The organism is Candidatus Accumulibacter contiguus, assembly GCF_036625285.1.
In the GTDB taxonomy this organism is placed as follows: Bacteria; Pseudomonadota; Gammaproteobacteria; order Burkholderiales; family Rhodocyclaceae; genus Accumulibacter; species Accumulibacter contiguus.
Window position 1 is genome coordinate 3818908 of record NZ_JAZKUC010000001.1, and the last position, 14033, is coordinate 3832940.

Here is a 14033-nt window from a genome sequence, read left to right on the forward strand (position 1 = left end):
GGTGTCACCCGTGTGGTTTGAAGAGGATCGCGGCAACGATGCTGCGGCTCGCGCACAGACTGCCGGGGTTGAGGATCTGGTTGCCGACCTTGACCTCGGCCATCGCCGGGTTCATGTCGTTGGCGACGATGCAGTGGTCTCCCTGGTTGAAGCTGGTATTGTTGAGACGAACCCCCAGGGACAGCAGCGACAGCAGTGTCTCGGCGCCGCGCTCGCCGAGACGATTGCCGGTAGCGCGCAGGGTGTTGCCGTAGAGCAGGGCGTTGGCGATCAGGTTGCCACTGCGCAGACTGAATGACTGGTTGTCCTGGTACGCGAGGTCATCGAGCGTTGCCAGCAGCTGACAGCTCGCGCTGGTATTGCTCTGCCCGGTACGCGACTGGTTGTCGTTGAACATCAGCTTGCCTGCCGGGAAGAGCTGCTCCACTGCCGCTGCCCGTTGCGGCAGCAGCATCGCGGGGGCGGCGTGCGATGCAGCCGCGCGCAGAGCCGCCGCCTGCGCGTCGATGGCGGCGCTCTCGCTGACCGGCGCGGCCGCGTCCTTCTCGGGAACGATCTGCGGCCTCGCCTCGGCCGTCTGCAGCGTGCTGGCGCGCTGCAGACGCATCCCTGCCGCGGCCTGGTTGACACCGCCGAGGTCGTAGATGAAGACCGTGCCGGCCATGCGCTCCTGTACGGAGAGTCCCGACAGCTCGCTGGAAAAGACGTTGTCGGTGCACTGCAGCGGACCGAAAGCAATCGCATAGAGCGCCAGCCCGACCGGTTGGTCGACCAGGTTCTCGTGGATGCGCGCTGCCGGCCGCGAGTTGAAAGTCTCGCCTTGGGCAAGGGCACGTGCGTCGAGCAGATTGAAGTTGGCAACGAGATTCAACACGATGCCACCGCGCCGGCCGGCGATCAGATCCTCGCTGCTCACGTCCGGGGTCAGCGGTCCATTATCGACCAGGCGATTGTGCGCGATCTCCACGTCCTCGCCATAGGCGACGAAGATGCCGCAAACGGGATTGGCGCCGCTGACGCCATTGCGCTCGATGTCGTTGTCGACGATGGCCAGCGCTTCGCACATGCCGAGCGAGATGCCGCCCAGTCCCTGCGACGCCGCGGTGAGGCGCAGCGCGTTGTCGAAGGGGTTCTGCAGACAGCCACTGATATGGTTACCACGGATCGCGAGCCCGACCACCGGGGTGCCGAGCTGCCGGCGTGCAGCAGCGAGTGCATTGGCGCGCAAGGCTGCCGCCGGCACCGACACGGCGCCGGTACCGATGCCCGACAATCCCATCGCCGCGATTTCGTTGCGCTCGATGGTGATATCGTAAAGGAAGCCGGAGTTCTCGGGGTTCGGCGCTTCGTCGGCCTTCAGCACGATCGTCAGCACGAAGGACTGATCGTTCTGGATCGGCTGCAGATCCAGCTTGTCGATCACGAAACCGGGCTCGCCCTCGGTGACGCGGAAGGTCGCCGGGTTGCTGCCGAAAAGGAAGCTGCCGTCGGCATCGGTGACGAACGAGCGCGCCTCGTTGGTCGCCGTGTTGGTCAAGGTGATCTGTACGCCGGCGCGCGGCTTGCCATCGGGACCGATGACGCGCACCGTCACACCGGCTTCCTGCGGCAAGGTGAACACATGTTCCGGCTCCGGCAGTGGCGCGAGCGGCGAAGCCCCCAGCGTCACGCCGTTGCCGGCGCCGCCGACGATCACGTTCTCGAGTACGCGCACACGCTCGCAAGCGTTGCCCAGTCGAATGCCGCCGAGCGCCCGATACGGCTGCTTCAGCACGACTAGCGACGGCAGCTTGATCGCCCACACCTGGTTGACATAGCGCACGAACAGCCGCGGATTGAAATAGACGATCACCAGCCTGGCACAGGGATCGGTGGGGTCGACCGGATCGGTCTCGGTCGGCACGTCGAGCGGCGGCATGTCCGGCGCCGGCAACAGGCGGATGTCGTTGCGCTCGATCCGGCTATCGTCGCCGGCGAGATGGATCGCCACATCGCTGCCGCGCTTGTCGAGCATGCGGATGCGGTTGTGGTGGATGTTGACGCCTTTCGCCTGGCGCGCGTGGATGGCGTTGCTGCAGGCAAGAATGCGGTTGTACGCGATCTCGATGTCGACGCTGCCAGCGGCCTGGCTCGCCTCGATGACGATGGCGGTGCCGCCGAGCGTCACCATGTCCAGGTGCTCGAGGCTGACGTTCTCGGCATCGCGAATCGTGAACATCGGCAGCGTTGCGCCCTGCTCACGCGGAATCACTTTGGTCTGGGTGTCGCAGCCCTTGATCCTGACGTTGCGCCGGCCGGCAATCAGCGCATTGGTCTGGTGCAGGCCGGGCAGCAGGCAGATCTCGCCACCGTTCACGGGCAGGTGCTGCAGCGCTTCTTCGATCGAATCGAAGTCACCGTGGCTGTTGCGGCCGTCACCGACGAGGAAGGTGCAACATATTTTCTGGTTGCTCAGCGGTCGAAAGATGCGTCGGCAGTCGTCGATGTCGCCGGCAGCATGGCTGATGCTCAGCGGCGGCGGGCCGTTCCAGTTGAGGATGCCGAGCGCGACGCGACGATGCCGCACGCCCTGCGGCGGCGCCTTGGTCGGCCACAGCGGTGGCTCGAAAGCGACTCCCGACGCGCGCACCGGGAAGGTCCAGTAGTCGCCAGGTTGATAGTTGGCGTTGTTCGCGGTCGCCGCCTCGAACTCGACCCGGATGCCGTCCTTCAACTCGACCGGGTTGGCGCCGCCGACCGGAAAATCGGCCACCCGGGCGATGCCGTTCCAGAGTCGGAAGAAACCGCTCGCCGGGGTTGCCGCCGGCCAGACGCCCTGCACCTGGGTCAGTGACAGTACGCCATCCTGCGCCAGCGTGGCATCGGCGCTCAGCGTGACCTGCCAGGCGCCCAGGGCCGCGTCGAAGACGAGCGCTTCGAGATGGAAATCGCTGACCCCGCAATGGTTGATCATCTGGTCGTTGGCGGTGATCGTGACCGTGCCGCTACCCGGCGCAGCGGCTGCGTAGAGACCACGGCCGACGAGACCGCCATTCCACTGCGACCACTTGAAGCGCGCCTGACCCAGGGCATCCGGGTCGGCGATCTCGATACGGTAGAGGTAGTGTTCGAGGCCGCTGTAGCCACCACCGGCAGCGAGCGGACAGTCGCCGGTGATGGTCAGCAGCGGCGCCGGCGAGACCGTCAGCTTGCCCTTGGCGCCGAAGTCGTCGGCGAGGTCGGCGGCGGCGCTGCAGTCATCGTTGGGACCGAGGCGCAGCAACTGCAGCTTGACGAAGGCCTGCGTACGCTCGGTCGTGTCCGGCCCGCCCAGCGCCGGCTCGATCAGGTTCAACGGGTCCTGAAAACCGCTGACCGAGTCTTCCCAGACATCGAGAACGACCAGGTCGCGAACGCCATCGGCGATCGTGGACGGCGCCGCTTGCGGCGTCTGGAAAGGCGGCGCGAAATAGCCAGCGAGGAAACTCGATGGGGCGGCCAGCGTCAGCGAAAGACCATCGGCCCACGCCCGGCCGGCAGCGAGATCGACCTTGACCAGCATGCCATCGCTACTGGCGGCCTGCAGTTTGAAGCCGGCCGGGTTTGCCGCCGGCACCGCCAACAGACCGTCGCCGAAGGCATCGCGAGCGACCACGGTGCGCCACCTGCTGGCGATCGCCGCCGCCTCGTTCCAGTCGCGGTCCAGCAGCACGCGGCCCTGCTGGTGCAGCACGCCGCTGTAATGAGGCGCCGTATCGAATGCGAGGAAGGAGAAGTCGCCCTTCATGATAGTGATCCCCTAAGTGATCGGAATGAGCACCGGTCGCACCCCGACTGGCATGAATTCCTGCAGCCGGATGCCGATGTTTTTCCATTTGTGCGTGTTGCGCAGATACCCGAATGCGCCCATCTCATCGCTGGCCGGGCCGTCCTCGCGGATGCGGCGGTCACAGTCGAGCCGTAGCTGTGCATAACCCGGGCGACCAAAGCACTCGGCACTGAAGCGCAGCCGTGCCTCGCGGCCAAAGACGCAGCCGAAGTGCTGCGGCAAGCGGTCATGGTCGCCGCTGAACCAGCAGAATTTCAGGCAACTGCCGCGCTGGCCGACGCTGACATCGACGGTGTGGCTGTCCTGGTTGTCGTGCACCTCGAGGCGGTGCACGAACAGGCCGCCTTCGCCGCGCGCGGTCTGCACGCGCACGCGGCCGAAGGCGGTGAGGCCGCGCACCACCAGGTCCGGGCCCCATGCCAGATCGGCGTTGCCGGTGGCGGCGCCGAGCGCCAGGGCCGGCAACGTCGCAGTGCTGCCGCTGCCGGCATCGACGATGCTGTCGGCCAGCGTCAGCAGGTAGCCGCTGTCGATCGCCAGCGGACCAGCAATGCTACGTTCCAGTGCCACGGCCGGCACCTGATCGAAAGCATCGCTTTCGGCGGGGGCGAGACCATAGTCCTTGGTAAGGCGCAGCGCTTCGCGAATCGGCGCGCGCGTATCGCTGGCACTACCGTCGAGCAGCAGCCCGCCGCCAGGATCGAGTGTGCAGCCGAGGATGCGCAACTGGCCGAGAGCCGCCTGCATCAGCAGCGCATCGCCAGCCGGGAACGCCGCAGCGCGCGTCAGGTACAGGCCTTCGAGCAGCAGTTCAAGGACTTCGGCATTGGCTGCCCCGACTCCGCCGATCTGCGTCGGCCGCGCCCGCAGCGGCTGCAGCAGGCGGACTACCGGCCGTTCACCGGGTGCGCTGCGAATCCATAGGGATTGCGCGAGGCGCAGCGACAGAACACCGGCGTCGTTGCCGATGCCGGCGATCGCGCCGAGGTCGAGGACATGCGTCTGGCTGTCGGTGATCTCGATGAGCAGCGCTTGCGAGCGGTTCGGCAGGTCGTCGAGCGCATGCTGTAGCGCGAAAGCATCGTCGAACCAGTTGATGCGCCTGACCTCATAGGCCTGCTCGCCAGGCCAGCTGGCCGGCAAAGGCAAACGCTGCACGGGGTGCGCACCGCTGGGACCGGCCTGCGCATAGCAGGCCGACACCAGCAGGCCGTCTGCCAGGGGTTCGGCCTGTGTCGCCGGGTCGGCATCCGGCACGCCGAACACCAACCGGCCACGTTCGGGGTCGATCGCTACTTCCCAGTCGCGCAGCGGCGGTGCGATGCCAGTCTCCCAGGCACAGAGATTGGCGCCGCGAATTCGCCAGGCCTGCCCGAGGAAGGGCGTTTCGGGCAGGTGCAGCACCAGCCCGACCGGGTCGGAGCCGGGATGCGCGTCGCGCGGGTCGGTGTAGGTCTGCACGCTGACATAGCTCGCCGGGCGGCCGGCTGGCGTACCGTCGCTGAGCCGTGCCGGCGGCATCCGGTCCGGTACTTCGTCTTCGCCGCCGAGGCGCGGCGGTTCTGCATCGGCATGGAAACGATGCCGGTTGAACAGCGGCCAGGGCTCGCCCTGTGCCTGTACGTCGAAGCGCACGGCCAGGGCAGCAGCGCCGGGTGACGGCGGAATGGCGGCGATCTGCCGGAACAGCGGCCGCGACAAAGGCACCTGGAAGTCTTCGAGCCGCCACAACAGCACCGCCAGATTCGGCAGGTTCCAGCCCGACAGGCCCAGCGTCGGCGGCTTGACGTCGACCACCCGTGCGCACGCATCGAAAGCTCCACCAGTCAGCGAGAGCAGCGCCGGATCGCGCAGTGTCGCGGTGCCACCGCGGATGGCGGCGGTGAACTCGCTGGCGAGACGCAGTGGCGGCATTCCGCCGGCGTCGGGACGCTGGTGATTCAGGTGCTGGTTCCACGCCAGGCGCTCGCGCATCTCGACCGCATGCGCCGCCCAGCCCGAGAGCGCGAAGACCTGCGACTCGACGGCGCCGAGCGTGCCCTTGCGGCGGCGGTGGAAAACCGTGCGCGCGACATCGGCGCGCAGCGTCCACGGGTTGCCAGCCAGGCGAGAGGTGCCCAGCAGGTCGGCGAGGTAGGCCACCACCCAGTCATCGCAGTGTTCGATGAAGAGGTCGTGATACTGTGCGTCGGTACGGGCATGCAGCGCTGCGAAGGCGTCTTCGATGACGCCGAGAAATGCTGCGAGTTGTCCGGGCGGCGTCTGCTCACTGTCGCGAATGCGATACACCTCGGGAAGCCGCTCGTACAGCGGCCGGCGTGGCGAGCTCATGGCAGCCCTCCTGGCTCGTCAGCGGCGAACTGCAACTGCAGCGCCGTCGCCTGCAGCGCCAGCAGCCGGTCGCCGGCGCAGGCCAGCGAGCGCTGTGTCGCCGGAACATTGGCGATCGACAGCGCCGGCTGGAACAGCGCTGGGCTCAACTGCAGGCCCGGTTTCGCCTGCACCAGCGGTGGCCTGGCGACGGCGAGCGCAGTAAGCCGCACCCATATCACACCGCTTACCTGCTGCACGGCGGCGACGACCTGCGAGCCGTGCACCCCTTCACCGAATTGCCGCTGCTGCCAACTGAACAGACCTCGTGACGAATCGACGCCATTGCCCTCTTCGCCACTCGCTCCCAGGGCTTCGAGGATCGCCAGACGCAGGTCTTCGGTGCGTCGGGTCGGGTCGTAACCCACCACCAGATGCAGCGACACCGGCGTGCGCGCACCTGCCACGACCAGCAACGGGCAGCGCCTGGCGCCGCGTGCGCCCACCGCTGCGCGCAGCGCGTCGCTGGCGGCTGTGGCATCGGCTGCCGCAGCGCTCGCGGTGAGGATGGTGACGCGCACCAGCGCGGCGCCGTCGACCTGGGTGCAGGCAGCGCGCGCCTTCAGCACGCCGGGAATGGCCAGTGCCTCGGCCTCGTAATCGGCCAGACTGACGATACGGCCCAGGCTTTGCATGGTTCCCGGTGCAGCCAGGCGTGCGCCATCGGCACCCTCAGGTTCGGCACCGCCGGTCACCGCTTCGAGCAGGAAAGCCGCTTCGAGTCCGGCGACCTTCTTGTCGGCCTGTGGTTTCGCGTCGGCCTGCAGCAGCCCGTGCGCACCCGCGCCACTGCGGTAGACCGCCAGCACATTGCCACGACCGGAGCGCAAACGCGCGCCGCTCTTGCCGTCACCGAACTGCACCCAACTCTTGCCGTCGGCATCCTCACGCACGATATAGACGTGCTCTCTTGGCGTACGCCCGAAAAGACTGTCTACGCGCGTCCAGGCGACGCCATCGACCCACACCTGCAACTGCGGCAGCAGCGGCGGCACCTGCGTCGTGTCGAGCAGATAGGTGAGCGGCGTCCTGGGTAGCGCGAAGGTCTGGAAAACTGCGCGTGCATCGCCGTCTCCCAGTGTGATCCGGGCCTCGGTTTTACCCTGTGTCGCTTCGACCAGGTTGCCGTACACCGTGACTTGCGGTGCGCTGTGGTCGAACTGCGTGTAGTCGAATTCGCGGTCGAGCTGCACACGATGCCAGCCCGGCTGCCCGCCATCGTCGCTGGCGACGGACAGGGCGGTGGCGGCGACCAGAGCCGGGCCTGGGCCGGAAAACAGCAGGCTGCGCCTGGCCAGCGCGGCGGCTTCACCGACCGTGCCATAGAAATGCAGTTCCTTCCCGCGGGTCGCGGCCGTCGGCACGAAGTCGGCGCGCAACTCGAAAGGCTCGCCGACGACCTCGTGAAAGCTGATGCCGCGGATGTCGGCATAGCCGAGCGTGCTGCCGTTTTCGCTGATCGCCAGGTCCTCGTCCAGCGTCAGCACCGTGCTGGCACCGCTCAGTGGTCCCCAAGCCAGTGATTGCCGATCGACCTGCGCGATGCGACGTTCGAGCAGACGCTTGCGGCGATTGCTCGCGTTACTGCCGACGCTGAGGTTGGCCTCGATCAGCAGCCGCGTGCCGGCGACCACGCTGCTGACCTCGCCGTCGAGCGGCATCTGCGTCGATTGCAGCGACGGTACGGCCGGTGCGGCGGTGGTGGCGGCGAGCTTGCGCACATACGACACCTGGCTGGTGGTCGCGCGCCCCTTGTCGTCCACATCGACCTGCGTGGCTGGTGCGTTGTGCCCGAAGTGGCGGTGTGTTCCGGCAAGTTTCCAGGCCCGCAGGCGCGGCGTCGACGCGAGCGTGGGCACGCCGAGCCCGGCCGCGAGCAGCGGCCGTGCCAGCGGCTGAGCAACGAGACCTGGCGTCAGGAAGGACAGTGGTGACGCGATCTTGAGCGACAGCGGCTGCAGCAGTGGCGTGAACAGCGAAGTCGCAGCCGGCAAGGTTGCCGAAACGAGGCGCGGTGGTGTCAGCAGTCTGAAGCGTGGCGGCTTCTTCAGGCTGGTGATGCCGCCTTGCATCTTCACGACGGTACTGCCAAAGGCTTCCCAGGTCTTGTCTACGACCATCACCTGCGTATGATCGAACGCTTCGCCAGCAGCGCGGGCGACGCCGACCAGGATGCGGTCGCCGGCTTTGAGCTGCACCGCGACGCCAGCATCGACCAATAGCGTGAAGGTGTCGCTGCCGTAACGAATGTCGGGTACCTGGCGCGGCCGATACAGATGAAACTGCGAAAGCGCCGGCTGCGCGAGCAGTTGGACGCCGGTCTCGAAAACCGATGGCTTGTCGTCGCCGGCGAGCTGCGCCTGGATGCCCAGGCCAGCCGGCAGCAGCACGGGTTGTGTACCCTTCACCGCGAACGCGAAACGCGCGCGTCCCGCGACTCCTGGCGCGAGCCGGTAGCCCAGCAGGCGCACCAGGTCGGCGACGCTGTCGCGCCACTTGGCGCTGCGCAGATAGGCCTCGTTGGCGTAGAGATCCTGGTAGAAGCTGAGAATGTCGCCGACCTCGGCGGCGGCTTCGATCAGCGCGATGCCGGGGTCGTCGGGCAGGCGGTGCGTCCACTCGGCGAGCACCGTACTCGCGTCCAGCCGCGACAGCATGTGCTCGCGCAGGTCGGCGTAGCTGCCGATGCGGTAGTCGATGGTGCTCAGGCCCGGCCGGTTGTCGACCGTCTTCGGGAAAGCAGCCGGCTGGCGGCAATCGTTGGTACAGCTCATCGGCGACCTCCGGTGATTTCGAAGCGGATGCGACCGGTTTCCAGGTGATCGGGGTCGTTGGCAACGACGATGATCTCGAACGGCCCGACAGGAATCTTCTCCAGGCGCGATTCGGGCAGCGCCGAGGGGTCGATGTCGATCTCGGTCAGGCCGCCACCGCTGCCCGGGTTCCAACGCCGCATGCTGGCGCGCAGGACGCGGCCGACGCCGGTGACGGCGAGCGCACGGCCGATCAACTGGCTCGCGTACAGCGACTGCCCGAAGGTCCACCGATCCGGGTGGAAAAAGCCGTGGCGACCGTCGCGCGTCCAGCCATCGGAAAACTCCTCTTCGAGTGCCGCTTGCAGATCCTCGGGCCAGTAGGCCGGCTGCGCACACAGGGTCAGCTTGATGTCGAGCGGCACATAGTGCGCCGCGCGCACCTCCAGATCCTCGCCGATCAGGCGGACCGCGTCGAGGTGATCGGCGAGCGCGCGCCGCAGCGGCTCGGTCAGCTCGATGCTGCCTGCCGGGTCGATGGCCACCTGCACGCAGCGCCAACTGCCGGTCCAGGCATAGCGGGCGCGGGCATGCGCAACTCCTGGCAGTTCCTCGGCACGCCTGGCGTAGTCATCGAGGGTGACGGCACGCAACTGGTGCTGGCGATAGGCCTCGGGCACGCGGCGAACGATCTCGGCGGCGGTTTCGGGATCGCGACCGTCGGTGACGTCGAACGGATTCCACACGCGCTGCACGGCGCCGCTGGCGTCCACGAAGCCGACGAGGCTGTCGGCGCCGACATTGCCCTGACTGCCCTGCCCGACGCGATAACGGCACTGCACAAAGGCGCCCGTGGGCAAGGCTGCGCCGTTGCTGCCGTCGCCAAAACGCAGCGAGCTGCCACCAAGCTCGTCGGTCTCGACGATGAAGTGCTGGTCGTCCCCCTGGCTTTCGATCAGGTCCGATTGTTCCTGCCACGGCTCGGCAAAACCCTGCACCATGACCTGCGCGGTCGTTCGCGTCGGCGTCTCGCCGCCGGGCGCGCTGGCGCGGTAGGCCAGCGGCGAGGCCGGCAGCGGGCAGAGCACACCGCGCAGCGGAGAGGCACTGCCAGCCTGGCGCAGCACGATCTCGTAACTGACCGAATCACTGGCGACGAAGCTTCGCTCATCGGCCCCGCCAAGCGGCTGTCCCGGCGCGCGGAAGGTGGTGATGCGCGGCCGCCCTTGCGTCACGCGCAGCAGGTTGGCGTGGAACAGACTCACGTCTTCGACCGGCTGGCCTGCGCAGTCGCAGACGAAGCAGAAGTTCTGCCGCAGCGCGTCTTCGGCACGCCAGCGCACGCGTACCAGCCATTCGCCGGTGAATGGGTCCTGCAGGGCCTCGGCGCGCGTGATCGGGCCATGCAGGGGCAACAATTGCAGCAACTGCCGCTGCGCGATGCGCCTGCCGTTGGCGGTGCCGGTCTCGGGGTTCAGCGCCTCCTGGATCAGCAACTGGTCGACGGCAGTGTTCACGTCGACGGCACCGGGACCCGGCACCTGGCTCGCATGCGTGCCGAGGAAGAAGTCGCGCAGCGCTTCGGCCTCGGCCTGCGTGAGCGGCGTCGCCGCCGTCAGGTCGGCTTCGGTGCTGCCGGCGGCGAGCGCCGTCACCGTCTTGCCCCAGGTATAGAGCCGCAAGCGGTTCAGCGGCGCGAAGCAGCGGCGGCGCCATGGTCCGCCGTCGCGCGCGATCGCGAAAATGACTGCGTCGTCGTCCTGCCAGGCACGGCCACTCCAGACGCCGAACTCATCATTGCTCGTCGCCGGCAGGTCGACCATGCCGGCCACTTCGAGAGCCAGCCAGGTGCTGGCCTGATTGCCCTGGTGGATGTGGTAGTCCAGCAGCCGCGCATGCCGCGCCAGCGACACACGCTTGCGTGCCGTCGCGAGCGCGCGCTCGTTCATGACGCGGTCGTGGTAGTCGGCCTGCTCGTCGGCATCGGCGGCGACCAGGTCGATCAGCACCTGGTCGAGGTCGGCTTCGCTGCTCGGTGACCAGCCGGGAACGCGGCGCATCATCGCGGCGATCAGCACATGCCGGAAGGAGTCGTAGTCGCGCGCGAGGTAGTCGATTTCGGGTTCTGCCGGCGCTGGCCTGCCCTTCTCCGACGGCGTGCAATTGAGATTGAAACAGCCGGGGCGAAACTTGAACGGCAAGGTGCTGAGCAAGGGGTCCATCGCCAGCGGCAGGGCATTGTCCGGGGCGCCTAGACCGGCGCTGGTGGTCGACAACAGGTAGGTCGAGTAATCGCCGACCGGAGCGATCTGCAAGCGCAGCGTGTTGCCGGTGCCCGGCAGCACCTGCACCACTGCGACCGCTCGTGCCGGGTTGCCGGAACGCTGACGAGTCGCCCCCTGAATCTTGAAAGCCTCCCTGGGCGGCAATGGCGCAAGCGCATTGGCATTCCAGAATTCGACGTCGAGCCAGGCGAAAGCCGGCTTTGGCGCAGCGTCGAGGGTGACGTAGGCGAGCCTGAAGGCATTCAGCCCCTTGCCGTCGAGGTCGCGCGCGCGGTCCTCGAGCCGCTCCTCGTTGCCTAGCCGGGTCATTTCGCCCCCTGCCGCTGAAAGCGCACGCTGCGAACCTCGCCGCTGGCGAGCACGCGGTAGCGCAGGTCCACGTTGAGTGTGGCGTCGTCGGCGCTGACATCGAGCGCCTCGACGGTGACGCGGTGCCCGAGCCAGCGCGAAAGGTTCTGGCTCACCAGCGCCTTGCTGATCGCCGCTGTCGCATCGTCGTTCTGCTGGAACACCAGCCGCCGCAACCCGGCACCGAAACTCGGCAGGAACGGGCGCTCGCCCTGTGCGGTAAGCAGCAACTGCATGATCTCGCCGCGAATATGCTCGGCCAGACCGGAGGGCGTCGCGGTACGCCCGTCGGTGCCGACATGAAAGGGGAAAGCCAGATGACGACCGTTCATGGCAGGGGCGTCCTGAAAGTGTCGACGGTGAAGGCCATGCTGTGCCGGTGCTTGTCGAGTCCGCCGTTGCCGCTCTCTTCGCTGGTGATCAGGTCGCTCCCGTGATCGGCGAGAAACTTCAGCACACCCTGGGCGATCGCCGCGAAGAGAATCCTGCGGTCCTGTGCGCCCTGATCGCTGTCGGGCAGGGATTCGCCCTTCACCGCCTGCCATTCGTTGTGCATCGCCTGGTCGATGTAGGCCGCAAGACTGAACGCGAAGTCGTCGATCCGGCCTGCCTTGAGTGGGTTGGCCATGGTGTTCCTCAGCCGGTGGTGACGCGCGTCGACAACAGCGTCGGCGTCGCAGGGGGAAAGGGGGTGGCAGGAACGATCGGGGTCACCGGGATGCCGATCACCGTTTCGCCGACATGCATATGCGTATTGAAGATGCTGACCAACTGATTCAGGTACTGCAGCAGCGAATCGCCGAAGGCGAGCGGGTGTGCCGCGCCTTCGGTGAGTTCGATCAACGGCGCTTCGACGATCACTTTGCTCGTCGCCTGCACGCGAATCTGCCCGTCGTTGACGCTGATCGTCAACAAGTTGCTACCGTTGGCATCGGAGAGCGTCAGGGTCTTCGCGTCGTCGTCGAGCGCGACCAGCAAGCCCTGTTCGCTGCGCAGGATTTTCAGCGGCGGTTTGGCTGGCGTGCCGTTCTGGTCGGCCGGGAGGTCGCTGCTTCCCCACCAGCCGCCGCTCCAGATCGGTCGCGACGGGTCACCGGCTTCGAATTCGATCCACACGCCGGCGCCGATCGGTGGGATGCTGTGCAAACCGACCCCGGCGCCGGTATAGGGTGCGCAGGGTGTGGCCCAGGGGGTGAGCACGGCATCGCCGAACACTTCGGGAACCTGCGCCTTGATGCGGCCGATCGCTGCCGGATCCTGGTTGTCGGTGACCAGGCCACGGTACTTGCCGAAGTGGCGCGTGCGCGACTGCGTCGCGAGTTCCACCACCAGACGTTCGAGGGTTCCGCTTTCCATCAGAACACTCCCGCGAAGAGTCCGCCGCCACCCGTGCTGCCGGCCGAGCGCGCATTGCGGTGCAGTGCGAAACGCTGCCGGTAGCTGCTGTCGGTGAGCACATGCGTGACCTGGCCGATCAGGTAGTCACCCGACAAATAGCCGCCGACGCCGCGTACGCGCAGCAGCCGGTACGGCTGCAGCACGCCCGCGTAGTCGTCGATGTCGACTTCGCCGTTGGCAGCGTAGGCCCAGGACGAAAGATCGACGGTGGCCGCGGTGGCGGCGTCGAGGTCGCTCTGCTCCTCGCGCGTGCCGGTGAGCAGGGTCAGCGCCGGCTGCGTCAGGTCGTGCGCCGGAGCGTCGCCGAGCGGCGTGCCGGCGGCAGCATCGGCACTGCTGGCAAGCACGCTGCGGTCGGCAAGGGCGACGCTGCCGGCACGCGCGCGCAGCGGCCGCAGCGCGTCGAACTCGGCAGAGAAACTCGCGACGTTGCGCTGGTCGCCGAGCAGCAGGATTTCGGGCAGGTCGGTCGCCGCGAACTGTGGCCGCTTGAAAGCGCCAACGCTCGCCCCCGGTGCTGCGCCCGGGCGCACATAGGCGAACATGCCGTAGCGTTTGGCGAGATCGCGCAGCAACTGCATGCTGGTGCCGCGCTGCACGACCACGCGCTGCAGCGCCGCTCCGGCAGCGGGCAGCGCGTCCACGTCGGGCGTCAGACCAGCTTCCTCGAACAGGCTGGTGACGATGTCCTGCGGCGACATGTCCTCGAAGAGAGCGACCTTCTCGTCACGGTTGAGCTGGACGCTGTCGTCGTGCACCACCAGCGTCATCCGGCTCTGGTCGGGCGAGGCCTGCAGCTCGTAGCGATTGCCGACCACCAGACCGTCGATCAGCGGCACGAAATCGTCACTGGCCACCTTGACCTCGACACGCACGCGCGCAAAGGGCTGCGCGAAGTCGTCTTCGACGCCGGACCACAGGCCGGCGTCGCTGGTGGCGATCGGCAGCTCCAGCTCGGCCGCCGCCGCCATGCCGATGCCCTGGTCGATGCGGATTTCGCTGATGCTCGCCAACTGCGCCGCCGTCGCCGGGACATTGTCGAAGTAGACTCGGTATTCGGCCCTGGCCATC

At 67.4% G+C, this 14033-nt stretch carries 8 protein-coding genes; all 8 read right to left on the reverse strand.

Annotated elements, in window-relative coordinates; genetic code table 11:
- Positions 1–4 precede the first annotated feature (4 nt).
- From V5B59_RS18090 to V5B59_RS18125, 8 genes are read right to left on the reverse strand one after another with little or no spacing between them, the layout of a single operon-like run.
- Positions 5–3766 carry a DUF6519 domain-containing protein gene (locus V5B59_RS18090; protein ID WP_169069346.1) on the reverse strand — a complete coding sequence of 1254 codons (3762 nt, stop codon included), beginning with the start codon at positions 3764–3766 and terminating at the stop codon, positions 5–7.
- Between the two features lie 12 nt (positions 3767–3778).
- A complete protein-coding gene (locus tag V5B59_RS18095) occupies positions 3779–6139 on the reverse strand; it encodes a hypothetical protein (protein WP_169069347.1) in 2361 nt (786 codons plus the stop codon).
- Positions 6136–8952, reverse strand: coding sequence for a hypothetical protein (locus tag V5B59_RS18100; RefSeq protein WP_169069348.1), 2817 nt, complete (start codon positions 8950–8952; stop codon positions 6136–6138). The genes V5B59_RS18095 and V5B59_RS18100 overlap by 4 nt, the downstream gene beginning before the upstream one ends.
- Complete coding sequence (locus V5B59_RS18105) at positions 8949–11525, reverse strand: putative baseplate assembly protein (RefSeq protein ID WP_169069349.1); 2577 nt, start codon at positions 11523–11525, stop codon at positions 8949–8951. The genes V5B59_RS18100 and V5B59_RS18105 overlap by 4 nt, the downstream gene beginning before the upstream one ends.
- On the reverse strand, positions 11522–11896 hold the full coding sequence (locus V5B59_RS18110) for a GPW/gp25 family protein (RefSeq protein WP_034913766.1): 375 nt from the start codon (positions 11894–11896) through the stop codon (positions 11522–11524). Before V5B59_RS18110 ends, V5B59_RS18105 begins: the two co-directional genes overlap by 4 nt.
- Positions 11893–12192: a hypothetical protein gene (locus tag V5B59_RS18115; RefSeq protein ID WP_034913770.1), complete on the reverse strand. Its 300-nt coding sequence runs from the start codon at positions 12190–12192 to the stop codon at positions 11893–11895. The genes V5B59_RS18110 and V5B59_RS18115 overlap by 4 nt, the downstream gene beginning before the upstream one ends.
- A gap of 8 nt (positions 12193–12200) precedes the next feature.
- The gene (locus V5B59_RS18120; protein WP_169069350.1) at positions 12201–12920 is read right to left on the reverse strand and encodes a phage baseplate assembly protein V; all 720 of its coding nucleotides are present in this window, start codon (positions 12918–12920) and stop codon (positions 12201–12203) included.
- Positions 12920–14032, reverse strand: a complete 1113-nt coding sequence (locus V5B59_RS18125; RefSeq protein ID WP_034913773.1) for a phage late control D family protein — start codon at positions 14030–14032, stop codon at positions 12920–12922. Before V5B59_RS18125 ends, V5B59_RS18120 begins: the two co-directional genes overlap by 1 nt.
- Position 14033: the final 1 nt, after the last annotated feature.

Coding starts and splice junctions, on each gene's coding strand:
- V5B59_RS18120 (WP_169069350.1), bottom strand. CDS start 12,920: ATGGAAAGCGGAACCCTCGAACGTCTGGTGGTGGAACTCGCGACGCAG.
- V5B59_RS18125 (WP_034913773.1), bottom strand. CDS start 14,032: ATGGCCAGGGCCGAATACCGAGTCTACTTCGACAATGTCCCGGCGACG.
- V5B59_RS18115 (WP_034913770.1), bottom strand. CDS start 12,192: ATGGCCAACCCACTCAAGGCAGGCCGGATCGACGACTTCGCGTTCAGT.
- V5B59_RS18090 (WP_169069346.1), bottom strand. CDS start 3,766: ATGAAGGGCGACTTCTCCTTCCTCGCATTCGATACGGCGCCTCATTAC.
- V5B59_RS18105 (WP_169069349.1), bottom strand. CDS start 11,525: ATGACCCGGCTAGGCAACGAGGAGCGGCTCGAGGACCGCGCGCGCGAC.
- V5B59_RS18110 (WP_034913766.1), bottom strand. CDS start 11,896: ATGAACGGTCGTCATCTGGCTTTCCCCTTTCATGTCGGCACCGACGGG.
- V5B59_RS18100 (WP_169069348.1), bottom strand. CDS start 8,952: ATGAGCTGTACCAACGATTGCCGCCAGCCGGCTGCTTTCCCGAAGACG.
- V5B59_RS18095 (WP_169069347.1), bottom strand. CDS start 6,139: ATGAGCTCGCCACGCCGGCCGCTGTACGAGCGGCTTCCCGAGGTGTAT.